The organism is Pseudarthrobacter defluvii (assembly GCF_030323865.1).
GTDB classification, from domain to species: domain Bacteria; phylum Actinomycetota; class Actinomycetes; order Actinomycetales; family Micrococcaceae; genus Arthrobacter; species Arthrobacter sedimenti.
In genome coordinates this window covers 842924-858801 of the sequence record NZ_CP066362.1, presented here as the reverse complement: position 1 = coordinate 858801, position 15878 = coordinate 842924, and the positions used below count along the sequence as shown (strand labels likewise).

Sequence of the window (15878 nt, the reverse complement as noted above, 5' to 3'; positions counted from 1 at the left end):
ATTGTTGCACATGCAAATATACCGCGCAAGCAACTATCTTCGACCGCAGCTAGTGGTCGGGTTGCCGACCTTCTAATAAGGAGTAAAAGCATGGGCATCAAGGACGACGCCGTCGAGGTCCGCGCCCAGGGCTGGCGAACCCTTGCAGCCCTGCACGGGCTGATTGAAACCGAACTGGAGCGCTCGCTGCAGGCAGAGTCAAAACTCTCAGTGGTGGAGTACACGGTGCTGGATGCCCTCAGCCGGCAGGATGGATGGCACATGCGCATGCAGCAACTGGCCCGTGCCACGGCATTAAGCCCCAGCGCCACCACCCGACTGGTCAACCGGCTGGAGGACCGCGGCTTGCTCACCAGGATTTTGTGCGACGACGACCGGCGCGGGATCTACACCGAGTTGACTTCCAGCGGGAGCAGTTTGCTCGCGGAAGCGCGGCCGGTGCACGACGCCACCCTGGAACGTGCCCTCGATGAGGCCATGGCCATCCCGGAACTGGCGCCGCTGGTGGATGCCCTGCCCCGGTTGCACGCCGGCACCTAGAGCCCGCCGCACGCGCCGCAACGCCCCTGGGGATTCCCTCGGGGCCGTTGCGGCGTGGAACAGGTGCGCCTGTTTGGGTCAGGAGAGCTGGGCTTCGGTGGTTGGGGCCTTGCTGCCCGCCACGTTCTTGAAGTAGTGCTCCAAGTCCTCGAGGCTCTTGTCCTTGGTCTCGGGAACGTACTTCGCGGCGAAGGCAATGGCGGCGACGCCGAGGACTGCGAACACGAAGAACGTGTTGGAGATGCCGATCGCCGCCAGCAGCTGCGGGAAGCCGAACCCGATCAGGAAGTTCACGATCCACAACAGAAAGGCCGACGCCCCCATGCCCAGGCCGCGGATCTTCAGCGGGAAGATTTCCGAGAGCATCAGCCAGGTCACCGGTGAGATGGCGCCCTGCTGGAACGCCAGGAACGTGACGGTGAGCCCCAGGATGACGAAGCCGCGGGCTGTGCCTTCCGGCAGAACCAGGGAGAAGAGCCCAATCAGCAGCAGCGCCGTGGTGGTTCCCACCTGGCCCGTAATCAGCATCCTGCGCCGACCCACCTTGCCAAGCAGCCAAATTCCCACGAACGTGGCGAGGACTGAGATCACACCGTTGGCGATGTTGGCCGTCAGCGCCGCTTCACGGCCAAAACCGGACTGGGAGAGAATCTGGGTCCCGTAGTACATGATCGAGTTCACGCCGGTGATCTGCTGGATCACCGCCACGCCAAGGCCCACGAAGAAAATCCGGCGAAGCCACGGGATGCCAAGGTCCTTCCAGGACCCCATCTTGGACTTGTAGTCCTCCACGGCCATGGCCTTGACTTCCTCGAACTCCCTCCGCGCCTCTGCCTGTGACCGGATGCGCTTCAGGACGCTGAGCGTCTCCCCGAAGCTGCCCATGGAAGCCAGCCAACGGGGGCTTTCGGGCATGTAATTCATCCCGATCCACAGCGCGACGGCCGGGAGGGTGGCGATGACCAGCATCCAGCGCCAGATGCCGTGGGACTCACCGAACGAGTTGCCGAGGTAGGCGTTGAAGATAAATGCCAGCAACTGCCCTGTAACGATCATGAGTTCGTTTTGGGTGACAATGCGTCCGCGCCGGTTGCTGGGCGATACCTCGGCCAGGTACACCGGAACAGTCACCGATGCCCCGCCCACGGCGAGCCCCAGGATGAACCGCGCGGTGATCATCACTTCCGTGCTGGGTGCGTAGGTGCAGCCCATAGTGCCCGCGAGGAAGATGAGAGCCAGCACCATGAGCATCCGACGGCGGCCGTGACGGTCCGCCAGGCGGCCGCCGAACAGGGCGCCGAAGGCGGCACCAAACAACAGGGACGAGGTGACCAGGCCCTCGGTCAGTGGTGTCAGGCCCAGGTCCTCCTGCATATAAGGCAGCGCCCCGTTGATCACGCCGGTGTCGTAGCCGAAGAGCAGGCCGCCCAGGGTGGCGGTGATGGTGGCAGTCCGCAGAGCCCACTTGTGGTTCCCCGGCTCCCTTCCTGCCGTCCCACCGTGAAGCGAGGTCACGGGCGTCCCCATTGGACGCACCGTTTTCCTGCCTCCGGCTGGTAGCGGAGGACCTTTGCTCTATTCTCGTTTTCGGCACAGACGCTGGACACCATCTCAGTATTCTGCCCGTCCGGGACGGCGATCTCGTTCCAGTTCCCGGGGAACGCGTCTGGAATCACATCCACGTCGCCGGTGACCGGGTGTGAGAGGACGGCCGGCTCCTCCCCTTTCCCGCAGCCAACTGGTAGCGGCCTACTTGTAGAGGTCGGGCTTGGGGTTCAGCTTCACGGTGACCTTTTCGCCGTTCTTCTGCGCCTCGACGCCCGCCTCGCAGCACGCGGCAGTGGCATACCCGTCCCAGGCGGAGGGGCCGCCGATGTCGCCCTTGACTGCCGCGTCCACCCATGACTGGACTTCGACGTCGTACGCCGGGCCGAAACGTTCCTCGAAGCCCGGGGTGACGTTGCCGCCCCAACGGCCGGCGCTGCGGGTGTACGGGCCCTTGTCGCCGCCGATGCTCACGATGCCGTCCTCAAAGGAGGCCTGCGTGGCCACCTCGTAGCCAAACTTGGCGTTGACGTAGATCTCGACGTCGGCCAGGACACCCGACTCGGTTTCGATCAGCACGTGCTGGGGATCGTGCTGGCCGTTCGGGGCATTGCGGGTGGCCTTGCCCAGCCGGACCTGGACGCTGGTGATTTCCTCGCCGGTGAAGTATCGGATGGCGTCAAACTCATGGACCACGGAGTCGTTAATGAGCATCTCGTTGGTAAAGCCCGGGGGCGTGTTGGGGTTGCGGTGCTGGTGGTGCAACATCAGCAACTCGCCCAGTTCGCGGTTGCGGATGATCGAGCCCAGGGTGGCGTACTCGGCGTCGAAACGGCGCATGAAGCCCACCTGGATGCGCTTGTGCCCAAGTGCCACCTCGGCTTCGACAATCTTCCAGGAGGATTCGGCGTCGGGCGTGAGGGGCTTTTCGCACAGGATCGGGATGTCCCTGGCTAGAGCCTTCAAAAGGATGTCCTGGTGCAGGAAGCCGGGGGTGGCAATCAGGACGGCATTGACGTCGCCGTTGTCGAGGGCCTCTTCGGCGTCCGCCAGGGCTACTGCGCCCGGGATGCCTTCGACGGCGGCCTGGGCGCGGGCGAGGTCGACGTCGACGACGGCGGCAACCTCGGCTCCGTGGATGCGCTGGTTGAGGCGCTGGATGTGGTCTGCGCCCATACGGCCTGCGCCGATGACGGCAACGCGGAGGGTTTCAGTCATTGTTCTGGTCCTTTGGGTGTCTGGGACGGTGCCGTGCTGGCTGTCAGTGCTGGTCCGTCAGCTGACGGTCGTACGGGAACCACAGGACAGCAGGTAATTGCGGGTCCGCTTGGCGATGGGCATGGGAACGTCGAAAGCCACGGGGTACATATCCTGCTCCACGATGCCGAAGATCGGCCGGTCCAGGGCTTCCACGACTTCGATGACCGCGCGCAGGTCCGGCAGCCCGTTGGGCGGTTCGGTCATGACGCCGGCCAGGTTGGCTGCTGCCCAGGTCATGTTTTCCTCGTTGACCTTCTTAAGGATCTCCGGGTTGATCTGCTTCAGGTGCAGGTAGCCGATCCGGTCCGGGTAGTTCTTGATCAGGTCCAGGCTGGAGGCGCCGCAGTATTCGGCGTGTCCGGTGTCCAGACAGAGGTTCAGGTACTGCGGGTCCGTGGCGCCCAGCAGCGTTTCGATATCCGCCTGCGCGCCGACGTGGGAGTCCGCGTGCGAGTGGAACTGCTGCTTCAGGCCGAAGTCCTCAAGAAGCGTCTTGCCCAGCCGGTTGTGGCCGGCGAACAGGTCATCCCAGGCCTTTGGGGTGAGGGTGCCGCTCTCCACCGCCTCGCCCGTGACGTCGTCGCGCCACATGGCTGGGATGACCACGATGTGCTCCCCGCCCATGGCGGCCGTCAGTTCAGCGACCTTGCGGGCTGGCTCCCAGGCAGTTTCCCACTGGTCCAGGCCGCGGTGGAACGCAGTGAAGACTGTTCCGGCGCTGACTTTGAGGTCGCGCTGCGCGAGTTCCTCCGCCAGGCGGCTGGGGTCTGTAGGGAGGTAGCCGTAGGGGCCCAGTTCGATCCACTTGTAGCCGGACTCGGCGACTTCATCCAGGAAGCGTTCCCACGGAGTCTGCTTGGGGTCGTCCGCGAACCAGACGCCCCAGGAGTCCGGCGCCGTGCCGATGATCAGCTTGTTCTCAGTCATGACTGCGGTGCCTTTCAGTTGGAGGGGAAGTTGTAGGAGGCGCCGGAGGCGTGGTGGGTTTCGGGCCAGCGGGAGGTGACCACCTTGCCGCGGGTGTAGAAGCTGACGCCCTCGGGTCCGTAGATGTGCTTGTCGCCGAAGAGGGAGGCTTTCCAGCCGCCGAAGGAGTGGTAGGCCACCGGCACCGGGAGGGGAACGTTGATGCCGATCATGCCCACGGTGACGCTGCGCTGGAACTTGCGGGCGGCGGCGCCGGAGGAAGTGAAGATCGCGGTGCCGTTGCCGTAGGGGTTGGCGTTGATGAGCTTGATGCCCTCTTCGAGGGTGTCGACGCGCACCACCACCAGGACGGGTCCGAAGATTTCCTCTTTGTAGGCGGTCATTTCGGTCTTGACGTGGTCCAGGACGGTAGGACCTACCCAGAAGCCGTTTTCGTGGCCGGGGACCACCAGGTCGCGGCCGTCCACCACCATGGCGGCGCCAGCGGTTTCGGCCTCGGTGACGATCTTGACGATTCGTTCCTTGGAGGCCGGGGTGATGACCGGGCCCATTTCGGCGTCGGGTTCGGTGCCGTTGTTGACCTTGACCGCTTCGGCGCGTTCCTGGACCTTTCCGACCAGGGCGTCGGCGGCTTCTCCGACGGCGACGGCGACGGAGATGGCCATGCAGCGTTCGCCGGCGGAGCCGAACGCGGCGGCGGCGAGGTGGTCAGCGGCGTTGTCCAGGTCGGCGTCGGGCAGGATGATGGCGTGGTTTTTCGCCCCGCCCAGGGCCTGGACGCGCTTGCCGTGCTTGGTGGCGGTCTCATGGACGTACTGTGCGATCGGGGTGGAACCAACAAAACTAATGCCGTCCACGTCCGGGTGGGTCAGCAGCCCGTCGACGGTTTCCTTGTCGCCGTGCAGGACCTGGAATACGCCGTCCGGCAGCCCGGCTTCCTTCCACAGCTTGGCCAGCAGCAGCGAGGCGGAGGGGTCGCGTTCGGAGGGCTTGAGGATGAACGCGTTGCCGGTGGCGATCGCCATCGGGGCCATCCACAGCGGCACCATGACGGGGAAGTTGAACGGGGTGATGCCCGCGACCACGCCGAGGGGCTCGCGGAAGGAGAAGACGTCGATGCCGGTGGAGACCTGGTCCGAGTAATCGCCCTTGAGCAGCGTGGGGATGCCGCAGGCGTACTCCACCACCTCCAGGCCGCGGCCGATCTCACCCTTGGCGTCCGAGAGGACCTTGCCATGCTCGGCGGTGACCAGCTGCGCGAGCTCGTCCACGTGCGCGGCGACCAGTTCACGGAACTTGAACAGCACCGCGGTGCGCTTGGCCAGGGAAATGTCGCCCCAGGTGTCGGCGGCCTTGCGGGCGGCGGCGACCGCGGTATCCAGGTCGGCGCGGTTGGCCAGGCGCAGCTCGCCGGACACGGCACCGGTGGCCGGGTTGTACACGGGCGTGGTGCGGTCGCCTTCACCGGCGGTCTCGGTGCCTCTGATGAAGTGGTTGATGACAGTGGCTTCGGTGGTGGTGGCAGTCATGGGACTCTTCCTTGAGTAGTGAAAAAGTGTGGTTAGCCCAGCAGTTTGCGCTGGCGTGACTTGTGGTCGACGTAGGTCTGGAACGCCTGCTTGGTGGATTCCAGCTCGGAGACCTGGGAGACGGGAACGTCCCACCAGGACTCGGAGGACGGGGCGTCCAGCAGGGGGTCGGATTCGACGTGGATCAGGATCGGTCCGCTGTTTTCCGGGGCGGCCTTGGCGTCGCGGATGGCCTGCTCCAGTTCAGCGATGACCTTCTCCCCCGGTTCGATCCGGATGACCTTGACGCCCAGGGACTCGGCGTTCAGGGCCAGGTCCACGGGCAGGGTCTCGCCCTCGTCGAAGCTGTGCTGCTCCTCGTTCAGCGCCCGGTACCGGGTGCCGAACCGCTGCGAGCCCAGGGACTCGGAGAGCGAGCCGATGGAGGCGTAGCCGTGGTTCTGGATCAGGACCACGATCAGCTTGATGCGTTCGGCTACGGCGGTGACAAGTTCGGTGTGCATCATCAGGTAGGAGCCATCCCCCACCATCACGACGACGTCCCGCACCTGATTGCCCGACGCGCCTGCCGCCGTCGTGCTTTGCGCTTCGGCGATCGCTGCACGCTTGACGCCCAGGCCGCCCGGGATTTCGTAGCCCATGCAGGAGTAGGCGTACTCCACGTGGTAGCCGAACGGGTCCCGGACCCGCCACATCTTGTGCAGGTCACCGGGCAGCGAACCCGCCGCGCAGATGACCACGTCGCGGGCCTCCATCGCCCGGTTGGTGGCGCCGATGATCTCGTTCTGGGCCGGCAGCGGCGTGAACCTCGTATCAAAGGCTTCATCGACCGTGGTGTTCCAACGCTTCTTTTCAGCCTCGATCTTCTGCTCCAGGTCGGCGCCGACGCGGTAGCCGCCCAGGGCTGCGTTGAGCTTGACCAGGGCCTTGCGGGCGTCTGCGACGATGGGCAGCGTGGTGCCGTGCTTGTACGCGTCGATCGGGGCGACATTGATGTTCACGAACTTGACGTCCGGGTTTTGGAACGCGGTCCGGGACGCGGTGGTGAAGTCCTCGTAGCGGGTGCCGATGCCGATGATCAGGTCAGCCTCGGCAGCGATGGCGTTGGCCGCCGTCGTGCCGGTGGAGCCGATGGCGCCGAGGGAGAACTTGTGGTCCCAGGGCAGGACGCCGACGCCGGCCTGCGTGTTGCCCACCGGAATCCCGGTCAGCTCAGCCAGTCTGGCCAGTTCCTCGTTGGCGAAGGCGTAGAGGACGCCGCCGCCGGCGATGATCAGCGGACGCTTCGCGGCGCGGATGGCTGCGGCGGCGCGTGCGATGTCCTCGTCGTCCGCGTCGGGGCGGCGGATCCGCCACTCCCGCTCGGCCAGGAACTCGACCGGGACGTCAAAGGCCTCGGCCTGGACGTCCTGCGGCAGCGAAATCGTGACTGCGCCGGTCTCGGCCGGGTCGGTCAGGACACGCAGGCCGTGGTGGAATGCGGAGAACAACTGCTCGGGCCGGGTCACCCGGTCAAAGAACTTGGACAGCGGCCGGAACGCGTCATTGACGGTGATGTCGTATGCGTACGGCTGCTCAAGCTGCTGCAGGACAGGGTCCGCGGCGCGGGTGGCGAACGTGTCCGACGGCAGCAGCAGCACCGGCAGACGGTTGGTGGTGGCCAACGCGGCACCGGTCAGCAGGTTGGACGAGCCCGGGCCGATCGAGGTGCTGACAGCGTAGGTCTGCCGACGGCGGGTATGCCGGGCATACCCGACGGCCTGGTGGACCTGGGCCTGTTCGTTCCGGCCCTGGTAGTACGGCATCAGGGTGGGATCCTGCTGCTGGTACTGCTTCAACGCCTGGCCTACACCGGCCACGTTGCCGTGCCCGAAAATACCGAACGTGCCCGGGATCAGCCGCTCACGGTAGTCAACGCCGCCCACCGAGTCCACGGTGTACTGCCTGGAAAGGTATTCGACGACGGCCTGCGCCACCGTCATTCTGCGCGTTCCTGGTGTTGTGCCCATTGCTAGTTCTCCGGGATTTCTGTGGTGTGGTGCAGGAGCGAGGCAGCCGCGGCAACAGCGCCGGCGACGTCCCCGTCAGCGGGATAGAGCAGGGTCCGGCCGACCGTCAGGCCCTGCACGCCGGGCAGTGCCAAGGCAGTACCCCAGGTGGCGAAGACCTCGTCCTGGGACCCGTCAGGGTCACCGCCCAGGAGCACGGTGGGCATGGTGGTGGCGGCCATGACGCGGTCCATCTCCGCCACCACGGGAAGCTTCATCCAGGTGTAGGCGCTGGTGGAGCCCAGGCCCTCGGCGATGGCGATGGATTTGATGACCGCGTTGGTGGTCAGGTCGTTGCGGACCCGGCCGTTCTCGCGGACCGACAGGAACGGCTCCACCATGGCGATCAGCTTCCGTTCGGCCAGGGAGTCGATGGCCCTCGCGGTTGCCTCAAGGGTGGCAACCGTGTCCGGGTCGCCCAGGCAGATGCGGGTGAGCATTTTCCCGCCGTCGGCGCCCAGTTCTTTCAGGGCTGCGGCGGTGTGGCCGGTGAACCGGTCATCGAACTCGTTGACCAGCCCGGACAGCCCACCCCGGTTCATCGAACCGAACACCAGCTTTCCGTCCAGCGCACCCAGCAGCAGCAGGTCGTCCATGATGTCCGGGGAGGCCAGGACACCGTCCACCGCCGGGTTGGCGAGCGCGATCTGCAGCCGGTCCAGCAACTGGCGCCGGTCTGCCATGGCCACGGGGTCGTTACCGACGGCCAGGGCGCCGCGGGCCGGGTGGTCGGCGGCGACGATGAAGTTCTGCCGCCCTGCTTTCACGCCCGGGTGGCGGCGGCGTGCCTTCGCAGCGCGGGCGACGGCGTCCGGGTCCTCGAGGCGGATCGTGCTCAGGTGCTCGTAGCGGCGGGGATCATCATCCACGGCGTTGTTTGAGGCAAGGGGTGTGAGGGTCACAGTGCTGCTCCTTCGGTGGCAAGCTGAGCGGTGCCGGGAACCGGGCGTCCGCGTTCGGCCAGCAGGGAGGTGACCTCGTCCGGCGTCGGCATGGCATCGGCGCAGGAGAGGCGGGAGGCGACGATGGCACCCGCGGCGTTGGCGTAGTCCAGGACCTGGGCCAGGGGCCAGCCGGACAGCAGCCCGTGGCAGAAGGCGCCGCCGAAGGAGTCGCCGGCCCCCAGGCCGTTGAGGGTTTCGACGGGGACGGGGGCGGAGACCACGCGCTCGGTGCGGGTCTTGGCCATCACGCCGTCCGGCCCGAGCTTGACGACGGCGATTTCCACGCCGGCAGCCAGCAATCGGTCCGCCTGCTCCTCAGGCGTCCCTTCACCCACGGCGACGGCGCATTCCTTGTCATTGCCGATGGCGACGGTGACATGCGGGAGGATCTTGGCCACGTCGGCGCGGGCCTCTTCCTCGGAGGACCAGAACATCGGCCGGTAGTCCAGGTCCAGGATGGTGAACTGCCCCTCGGCCAGGCCGGTGCGGGGACGGGCCTCATGGGCAGCGAGGTGTGCTGAGCGCGAGGGCTCCTGACAGAGGCCGGTCACGGTGGACCAAAAGATGCCGGCCCCGCGGATGGCGTCCAGGTCCAGCTCTTCAGCCTTGATCTGCAGGTCCGGTGCGGTGGGAAAGCGGCCGTAGAAATAGAGCGGGAACTCATCGGTCGCCGGCTTGATTGCACAGAACGTCACGGCCGTGGGCCAGTCTTTGACCGGCGTCACGAAGGTGTCGTCCACGTTGAACTTGCGAAGCTCGCGGTGCAAGTAGGCCCCGAACGGGTCGTCCCCGGTGCGGGTAATGACGCCCGTCCGGCGCCCGTGGCGGGCAGCAGCAACAGCGACGTTCGACGGCGAACCGCCCAGGTACTTGCCGAAGGAATTGACATCCTCCAGGCCGACCCCAATGTCGTTCGGGTAGATATCAACGCTGATGCGCCCGATCGTAAGAAGCTCGTGGGTCACGGGAATCGTGGACCTTTCTGGTGTGGAACTCGAGTCCTTTGAGGGGCAGGAGTTCCGGAACTGGCAGGCCGTGGTGTGGGCCACAGGCACTACTTTGCCCTAGATCAAATGTCCTGTCAAAAGTTTGTACTGACATACTTACAACTACGCTTGAATGGCGCCCATCCCCCAATTGATGGGCGCGGAGGCTACTTCTTCGGAACGGCCAATTCGCCCGTTACGTACTGGGCCTTGCCGAAGCCGAACGACCAGTCACCGGCAGTGTTTTCGACGTAGCCAATGAAAACGTCCTCACCGGCAACGCCCACTGCGGCGAGCTTTTCGGCAACTGCAGCGAACAGCCGCTGCTTGGCCTCCTGCGAGCGTCCGCCTTGGGTGAAGATCTGGATCATCACTACTCCCCCGGTGCGCTCGAATCCCAACCCTGCATCCTGGGCGAAGATCTGGCCCTGCGGGTGTTCGGTGAGGATGTGGAAGTAGTCGCGCTCCGGAATGCCGTACTCGGCGAGGATGGCGTCGTGAACTCCGCGGCTGAGCTGCTGCAGGTCCTCCGCGGTGCGCCCTTTGTTGACGTCGATGCGTACCAGTGGCATAAGGTTTCTCCCTTGCTAGTTTGTATTGACATACTAACAAAGCGGTTTCCGAAGAAACAAGGCCCCTTGCGCCGCGGACGCGGCAGGCCTAGCATTAATCAACCGAAAGGTTGATAAACAAGTAAGTTGATTAGGATTCGAGAGGCTGGCACGATGTCCGACGACATGGCTCTGGATGCGGCTTTCATGGCCCTGGCAGACCCTGTCCGCCGCAGCATCATCGCCCGGCTGAGCAGGGGTCCTGCAACCGTCAATGAATTGGCGGACCCGTTCGAGATTTCCAAGCAGGCAGTCTCGAAGCACATCCAGGTACTCGAGCAGGCGCAACTGGTCACCCGCAGCCGGGATGCCCAGCGCCGGCCCGTGCACCTGAACCCGGCACGGCTTGAGGCACTTACTGCGTGGATTGACCAGTACCGCTTGGTCCGCGAAAGTCAGTTCCGCAACCTCGACGCCGCGCTGGCATCAGCATCACAGGCGGCCGCGAGCGGCGGCCAATCCTCCAAGGAGTCATGATGAGCAATTCCCTGAAACTCAGCGTTCCTGAGGGCGTTCCCTTTATCGATTACGAGCGAGGGTTCGATTTCCCGGTGGCGGATGTGTTCCGCGCACACAAAGAGCCGGACCTGATTGTCCAGTGGCTGGGCCCGCGGGGCATGAAGATGGACATGGACCACTACGATTTCCGCACGGGCGGGAGCTACCGGTACATCCATACCGGTCCCGACGGGGTGCCGTACGAGTTCCGTGGCATCTTCCACACGGTGCGCGAGAATGAGTTCGCCCTGCAGACCTTTGAGTTCGGCGGGTACCCGGATGTGGTCAGCCTGGACTTCATGACGTTCGAGGACCTGGGCAACGGGCGAACCCGGTTGCGGGGGCATTCGGTATACCCCAGCCAGGAGGCGCGCGATGGCATGGCCCAGTCGGGAATGGAAGGCGGCTTGAGCGAAGGCTACGAGCGGCTTGAAGAATTACTGGCGGGCGCGCGGGTCTGAGCCGCGGGTCTGGGCAAGGACGAGGGCTTCGTCCAGGACGCGGCCCAGGTTGGCGGCGTCGTGGGCAAAGCGGCCCAGGAAGAGTCCGTCCGCGCCCGGTAGTTGGGGAAGCAGCCCGGGGCCGGCGCTGCCGCCGTAGATGAGGGGACAGTCCGGGCCCAGTTCGGCACGGATCTGCGCCAGGACGGCGTTCACGTGCTGCGCCGGCGCAGGTTCCTGTGCGCCGATAGCCCAAACCGGCTCGTAGGCCAGGACCAGGCGACTGAGCAGTGCGGTATCGCCGCCCGTGGCGGCCCGGACCTGCTCGACGCAGAAGGCGGCGGCAGCTCCGGCGTCGAGCCTTTCCGGCTCACCAATACAGAGCAGCGGGGTGAGGGAATGGCCGACGGCGGCGCGCACCTTGCGTGCCACCGTGGCGTCGTCTTCGGCGAAGAGTTTGCGGCGTTCGGCATGGCCGATCTCGACGAGCGAGACGCCGAGTTCGGCGAGCATCCCGGGGCTGACTTCTCCAGTCAGGGGCCCGTCCCCCCAGGCGCAGTTCTGCGCTCCAAGCAGCACGGGTGAGCCGGCCAGGATCCGAGTGGCGGGCTCCAGGACCGGGAAAGATGGGATGACGAAGACCCGGACCGGCGGATTACCAGCCAGTGCCGGCCTGTCATCCACAATGGAGCGCACCTCCGACAGCCAGCGCAGGCTTGCCTGGTAACCCAGGTACATTTTGGTGCTGACACCGACGTAGATGGTGCCGTTGCCTGCGTTGCTGCCGGAGGTGCTCATGGTTTCCTTGCGTGGATGGTGCAGACCTGCTCAGTCGAGCAGGTCGTCGGCCTTGTTCTTGAACCGCCGGGTGGCGAACATCATCGCCGCCGCCACGAACGGCAGGACACCCAGGGCGTAGACGCCCATGGAACCCGTCGGGGAGCCGGTCGCTTCGTTGACGGCGGTCCGGAGGATCGGCGCCACGAAGCCGCCCAGGTTACCCAGGGAGTTGATGAGGCCGATGCCGGCGGCAGCAGCTGAACCTGCGAGGAACGCGGTGGGATAGGCCCAGACCACCGGGCCGACGGCCAGGAAGCTGCAGACTGCCAGGGTAATGAAGATCATGCCCAGCACCGGCTGGTGGTTGGTTCCCGCCCAAGCCGACCCGAAGATGCACAGGCCGGTGGAAATGAACAGGATGGTGCCGAACTTGCGGCGCTTGGCTACGGTGTCCGCGGCCTTTCCGATGAAATAGCAGGAGAAGATGCCGAAGAACCACGGGACGGCAATCAGCAGGCCCACGGCGAGCCCCACCTTCTGCCCGGTCAGCGAGGACACCTGCTGCGGCAGGAAGAACGTCACGCCATAGACGGCGACCTGCAGGCAGAAGTAGATGATGGTGAAGTACCAGACGCGGCCGTTGCGCAGCGCCGCCAGGATGCCGCGCGGGCCGTGCTCGTCCTTGACGGTGTCTTCCAGGGCCATGACTTCCTTCAACGCGTATTTCTCGTCGTTGCTGAGGAACTTGGCCTTCTCCGGGCCGTTGATCAGGAAGAAGAACGCCGCAATGCCTGCCAGGACGGCCAGGAGGCCTTCGACGAAGAACATGACCTGCCAGCCGCGCAGGCCGGGCACTTGGTCGCCGATGTTGATCAGCCAGCCCGACAGCGGGTTGCCGATCATCTGGGAGAACGGCTGGGCCAGATAGAAAATGGCGAACATCTGCACGCGCACCTTGTTGGGGAACCATTCAGCCAGGTACATGATCACGCCGGGGAACAGGCCGGCTTCAGTCACGCCCAGGAGGAAACGCAGGATCACGAACGACGTCTCGCCCTGCACGAAGGCGAAGCACGCCGAGACGATGCCCCAGGTGATGGCGATGCGTGCCAGCCAGATCTTGGCGCCGACCTTCTTGAGCAGCAGGTTGCTGGGGATCTCGAAGATCGCGTAGCCAATGAAGAAGATGCCCGCGCCCAGGGCGAAGGCTGCGGCGGATACCCCCTTGTCCGTTCCCAGCGCCGCCTCGGCAAAGCCGACGTTGGTGCGGTCCAGGAACGAAACGACGTACAGGATGACCAGCATCGGCATGAGCCGGCGGGCCGCCTTGAAGATCGCGGACTTCAGGACCGGACGGGCCAGAAGCTCCTTGGATGTTGCGGTGGTTTCGGACACAACACTCTCCTTCGAGTGGTGATGTTGGTGATACCCGCGGGCCGGCGGCCCGCGGGCTTTGTGATGGCATTCAGCTGTGCGGTTGGCGGTAGCTGGTGCCGTTAGTGCATGTACAGCCCGCCGTCGACGTTCAGCGTCTGGCCGGAGATGTAGCCGGCGTCCTCGCCGATGAGGAAGGAGATGGCCGCGGCGATGTCGCGGGTGGTGCCCACCCGGTTCACCACCAGGTCCTTGACCAGCTCATCCTTGCGTTCCTCGCTGAGGGTGCCGCCCATGATGTCCGTGTCGATCGGACCCGGTGAGATGGCGTTGACCGTGATGTCGTACTCACCCAGTTCGCGGGCGGTGGCCCGGGTCAGCCCGATGACGCCGGCCTTGGCCACCGAGTACGGGGTCTTGCTGAAGGTTCCGCCGCCGCGCTGTGCGGAGACGGAGGAGATGTTGACGATCCGGCCCAGGCGGTTCTTGGCCATCGATTCGGCGGCCCGGCGGGTGGCGTAGTGGACACCGTTCATGTTGATGTTGATGACGCGGTCCCACTCGGTGCTGTCGAGTTCCAGGTAGGGCACCGGTGAGCTGACCCCGGCGATGTTCGCCAGGGCCACCAGCTGCGGCAGTTCGGCTTCGATCTCGTCGATGGCGGCCCGGACCGACGCTTCGTCGGCCACGTTGGCGCCGGCGCCGTGGGCCTTGACGCCATGCTTTTCCGCCAACTCTTTGGCCACTGCTTTGCAGGCGGCGTCGTCGAGGTCGATCACGCCGATGTTCCAGCCGCGTTCAGCCAGGTAGTCGGCGGTGGCACGGCCGATGCCGCGCTCGGAGACCGCCCCGGTGACGATCACGGTGCGGTCTGCGGGGAATGCTGTCATGAAGTGTTCCTTCTAAAGGGGGTGGTGTGGTCCCGGAAAGCGCTGCTGTCCTGAGAACTCAGGACAGCGGGGCGGGGCCCAGTTCCTCGATGAGCTTCTGCATGGCGACGTACGCCTTGTTCCGGTAGGCAACCAGGGCTGCGGTGCGGTCGGCGGGGACGTCGAGGAACCCGGAGCCGGTCTTGGTACCGAGCTGGCCGGCGTCGACCTTTTCCTGCAGGATCTTGGGGGTGGCGAACCGTTCCGGGAAGCCGGTCTGCAGCGACTTGTAGCAGAAGGCGTAAACGTCCAGGCCCGCCATGTCGGCGATGGCGAACGGCCCGAAGAACGGCAGCCGGAAACCGAAGGTGGTGCGGACCAGGGTGTCCACGTCCTCCGCGCTGGCGATGCCTTCCTCTACCACCTGGGCGGCCTCGTGGAAGAGGGCGTACTGGAGCCGGTTCAGCACGAAGCCGGTGACGTCCTTGACGGTGGCGGTTTCCTTGCCGGTCTCCCCCACGATGGTGCGCGCAGCCTGCACGGTGGCCTCGGAGGTTCCCTCGTGCGGGATGACTTCCACGCCGGGGATGAACGGTGCCGGGTTGGAGAAGTGGACGCCCAGGAAGCGCTCCGGGTTTTCCACTACCTCGGCCAGTTTGGCGATGGAGATGGTGGAGGTGTTGGAGCCAATGATGGCGTCGGGGCGGGCTGCGGCGCTGATCCTGCCCAGGGTGGCGTGCTTGATCTCGAGGACTTCCGGCACGGCCTCCTCAATGTACTCGGCGCCGGACACTGCTTCTTCAATGTCCTTGGCTGCCCAGAGGTTTTCCTTGAGCAGGTCCGTGGCGTTGGCCGGGAAGAGGCCTGCGGCGACGAACTCGTCGGATTCCTTCAGCAGCCGCTCGTAGTTGCCCTGGGCGATTTCGGCGGAGACGTCGGCGAGCGCGACGCGGGCTCCTGCGAGTGCCAGGACCTGGGCGATACCGCCGCCCATGTAGCCTGAGCCGACGACGGCGATGTTACGGGTGCTCATTTGTCCTCAAGTCCTTCCGACGCGTCCTCGTAGGAGGAGATGGCGTCTACTTTTGCCGCGGATGCGGAGTTTTCGTCGAAGCGGTAGTCCAGCCATTCGCCCACGAGCTTCTTGGCGAGTTCCAGGCCGATGACGCGCTGGCCCATGGTCAGCACCTGGGCGTTGTTGGACAGCACGGAGCGTTCCACGGAGTAGCTGTCGTGGGCGGTGACCGCGCGGATGCCCGGTACCTTGTTGGCAGAAATGGCCACGCCCAGGCCCGTTCCGCAGATCAGCAGGGCGCGGTCCGCCTCGCCGGCGGCCACCTTGCGGGCGGCGGCGACGGCCAGGTGCGGGTATGCCGTGGCGTCGTTGGAGGCCACTCCCACGTCCTCCACCGATGCGACGCGGGGGTCCGCTTCGAGCAGTTCGCGCAGGGCGTTCTTGTATTCGACGCCGGCTTCGTCGTTGCCAACGACGATGCGCCAGCCCGGCTGGGTATTCTCGGTCATGAT

General features: G+C 65.4%; 16 protein-coding genes. 3 read left to right on the top strand and 13 right to left on the bottom strand.

Going from position 1 to position 15878, the window contains the following annotated elements:
- Positions 1-90 precede the first annotated feature (90 nt).
- A complete protein-coding gene (locus JCQ34_RS04060) occupies positions 91-540 on the top strand; it encodes a MarR family winged helix-turn-helix transcriptional regulator (RefSeq protein ID WP_286402110.1) in 450 nt (149 codons plus the stop codon).
- A gap of 78 nt (positions 541-618) precedes the next feature.
- Here JCQ34_RS04060 and JCQ34_RS04055 read toward each other — a convergent pair whose 3' ends face one another.
- The 8 genes from JCQ34_RS04055 to JCQ34_RS04020 all read right to left on the bottom strand — a co-directional run bounded on the left by JCQ34_RS04055 (position 619) and on the right by JCQ34_RS04020 (position 10351).
- On the bottom strand, positions 619-2067 hold the full coding sequence (locus JCQ34_RS04055) for a sugar porter family MFS transporter (protein WP_434738930.1): 1449 nt from the start codon (positions 2065-2067) through the stop codon (positions 619-621).
- Positions 2068-2289: 222 nt separating this feature from the next.
- Positions 2290-3303, bottom strand: a complete 1014-nt coding sequence (locus JCQ34_RS04050; RefSeq protein WP_286402104.1) for a Gfo/Idh/MocA family protein — start codon at positions 3301-3303, stop codon at positions 2290-2292.
- 57 nt (positions 3304-3360) lie between these two features.
- Positions 3361-4272: a sugar phosphate isomerase/epimerase family protein gene (locus JCQ34_RS04045; RefSeq protein ID WP_286402102.1), complete on the bottom strand. Its 912-nt coding sequence runs from the start codon at positions 4270-4272 to the stop codon at positions 3361-3363.
- 14 nt (positions 4273-4286) lie between these two features.
- Complete coding sequence (locus tag JCQ34_RS04040; RefSeq protein WP_286402101.1) at positions 4287-5801, bottom strand: CoA-acylating methylmalonate-semialdehyde dehydrogenase; 1515 nt, start codon at positions 5799-5801, stop codon at positions 4287-4289.
- Between the two features lie 32 nt (positions 5802-5833).
- On the bottom strand, positions 5834-7810 hold the full coding sequence (gene iolD, locus JCQ34_RS04035; RefSeq protein WP_286402098.1) for a 3D-(3,5/4)-trihydroxycyclohexane-1,2-dione acylhydrolase (decyclizing): 1977 nt from the start codon (positions 7808-7810) through the stop codon (positions 5834-5836).
- A gap of 2 nt (positions 7811-7812) precedes the next feature.
- Positions 7813-8751, bottom strand: coding sequence for a Cgl0159 family (beta/alpha)8-fold protein (locus tag JCQ34_RS04030; protein WP_286402095.1), 939 nt, complete (start codon positions 8749-8751; stop codon positions 7813-7815).
- Positions 8748-9758: a 5-dehydro-2-deoxygluconokinase gene (gene iolC / locus JCQ34_RS04025; protein WP_286402093.1), complete on the bottom strand. Its 1011-nt coding sequence runs from the start codon at positions 9756-9758 to the stop codon at positions 8748-8750. The genes JCQ34_RS04030 and iolC overlap by 4 nt, the downstream gene beginning before the upstream one ends.
- Before the next feature lie 188 nt (positions 9759-9946).
- Complete coding sequence (locus JCQ34_RS04020) at positions 9947-10351, bottom strand: tautomerase family protein (RefSeq protein ID WP_286402091.1); 405 nt, start codon at positions 10349-10351, stop codon at positions 9947-9949.
- Between the two features lie 153 nt (positions 10352-10504).
- Between JCQ34_RS04020 and JCQ34_RS04015 the strand changes: the two genes are divergently transcribed.
- Both JCQ34_RS04015 and JCQ34_RS04010 read left to right on the top strand, forming a co-directional pair.
- A complete protein-coding gene (locus JCQ34_RS04015) occupies positions 10505-10867 on the top strand; it encodes an ArsR/SmtB family transcription factor (protein ID WP_286402089.1) in 363 nt (120 codons plus the stop codon).
- Entirely contained in the window at positions 10867-11349 is a 483-nt protein-coding gene (locus tag JCQ34_RS04010) for an SRPBCC family protein (RefSeq protein ID WP_286402087.1), read from the top strand. Before JCQ34_RS04015 ends, JCQ34_RS04010 begins: the two co-directional genes overlap by 1 nt.
- Here the strand turns inward: JCQ34_RS04010 and JCQ34_RS04005 are convergent.
- From JCQ34_RS04005 to JCQ34_RS03985, 5 genes are all read right to left on the bottom strand, one after another.
- Positions 11326-12126, bottom strand: a complete 801-nt coding sequence (locus JCQ34_RS04005) for a triose-phosphate isomerase family protein (RefSeq protein ID WP_286402084.1) — start codon at positions 12124-12126, stop codon at positions 11326-11328. The genes JCQ34_RS04010 and JCQ34_RS04005 overlap by 24 nt on opposite strands.
- Before the next feature lie 30 nt (positions 12127-12156).
- Positions 12157-13503 carry an MFS transporter gene (locus tag JCQ34_RS04000; RefSeq protein WP_286402082.1) on the bottom strand — a complete coding sequence of 449 codons (1347 nt, stop codon included), beginning with the start codon at positions 13501-13503 and terminating at the stop codon, positions 12157-12159.
- A gap of 101 nt (positions 13504-13604) precedes the next feature.
- The gene (locus JCQ34_RS03995; protein WP_286402081.1) at positions 13605-14372 is read right to left on the bottom strand and encodes an SDR family NAD(P)-dependent oxidoreductase; all 768 of its coding nucleotides are present in this window, start codon (positions 14370-14372) and stop codon (positions 13605-13607) included.
- Positions 14373-14430: 58 nt separating this feature from the next.
- Entirely contained in the window at positions 14431-15384 is a 954-nt protein-coding gene (locus JCQ34_RS03990) for a 3-hydroxyacyl-CoA dehydrogenase family protein (protein ID WP_286402079.1), read from the bottom strand.
- On the bottom strand, positions 15381-15875 hold the full coding sequence (locus JCQ34_RS03985) for a ribose-5-phosphate isomerase (RefSeq protein ID WP_236801208.1): 495 nt from the start codon (positions 15873-15875) through the stop codon (positions 15381-15383). The genes JCQ34_RS03990 and JCQ34_RS03985 overlap by 4 nt, the downstream gene beginning before the upstream one ends.
- Between the last annotated feature and the right edge of the window lie 3 nt (positions 15876-15878).

Coding starts and splice junctions, on each gene's coding strand:
- JCQ34_RS04060 (WP_286402110.1), top strand. CDS start 91: ATGGGCATCAAGGACGACGCCGTCGAGGTCCGCGCCCAGGGCTGGCGA.
- JCQ34_RS04055 (WP_434738930.1), bottom strand. CDS start 2,067: ATGGGGACGCCCGTGACCTCGCTTCACGGTGGGACGGCAGGAAGGGAG.
- JCQ34_RS04050 (WP_286402104.1), bottom strand. CDS start 3,303: ATGACTGAAACCCTCCGCGTTGCCGTCATCGGCGCAGGCCGTATGGGC.
- JCQ34_RS04045 (WP_286402102.1), bottom strand. CDS start 4,272: ATGACTGAGAACAAGCTGATCATCGGCACGGCGCCGGACTCCTGGGGC.
- JCQ34_RS04040 (WP_286402101.1), bottom strand. CDS start 5,801: ATGACTGCCACCACCACCGAAGCCACTGTCATCAACCACTTCATCAGA.
- iolD (WP_286402098.1), bottom strand. CDS start 7,810: ATGGGCACAACACCAGGAACGCGCAGAATGACGGTGGCGCAGGCCGTC.
- JCQ34_RS04020 (WP_286402091.1), bottom strand. CDS start 10,351: ATGCCACTGGTACGCATCGACGTCAACAAAGGGCGCACCGCGGAGGAC.
- JCQ34_RS04015 (WP_286402089.1), top strand. CDS start 10,505: ATGTCCGACGACATGGCTCTGGATGCGGCTTTCATGGCCCTGGCAGAC.
- JCQ34_RS04010 (WP_286402087.1), top strand. CDS start 10,867: ATGAGCAATTCCCTGAAACTCAGCGTTCCTGAGGGCGTTCCCTTTATC.
- JCQ34_RS04005 (WP_286402084.1), bottom strand. CDS start 12,126: ATGAGCACCTCCGGCAGCAACGCAGGCAACGGCACCATCTACGTCGGT.
- JCQ34_RS03995 (WP_286402081.1), bottom strand. CDS start 14,372: ATGACAGCATTCCCCGCAGACCGCACCGTGATCGTCACCGGGGCGGTC.
- JCQ34_RS03990 (WP_286402079.1), bottom strand. CDS start 15,384: ATGAGCACCCGTAACATCGCCGTCGTCGGCTCAGGCTACATGGGCGGC.
- JCQ34_RS03985 (WP_236801208.1), bottom strand. CDS start 15,875: ATGACCGAGAATACCCAGCCGGGCTGGCGCATCGTCGTTGGCAACGAC.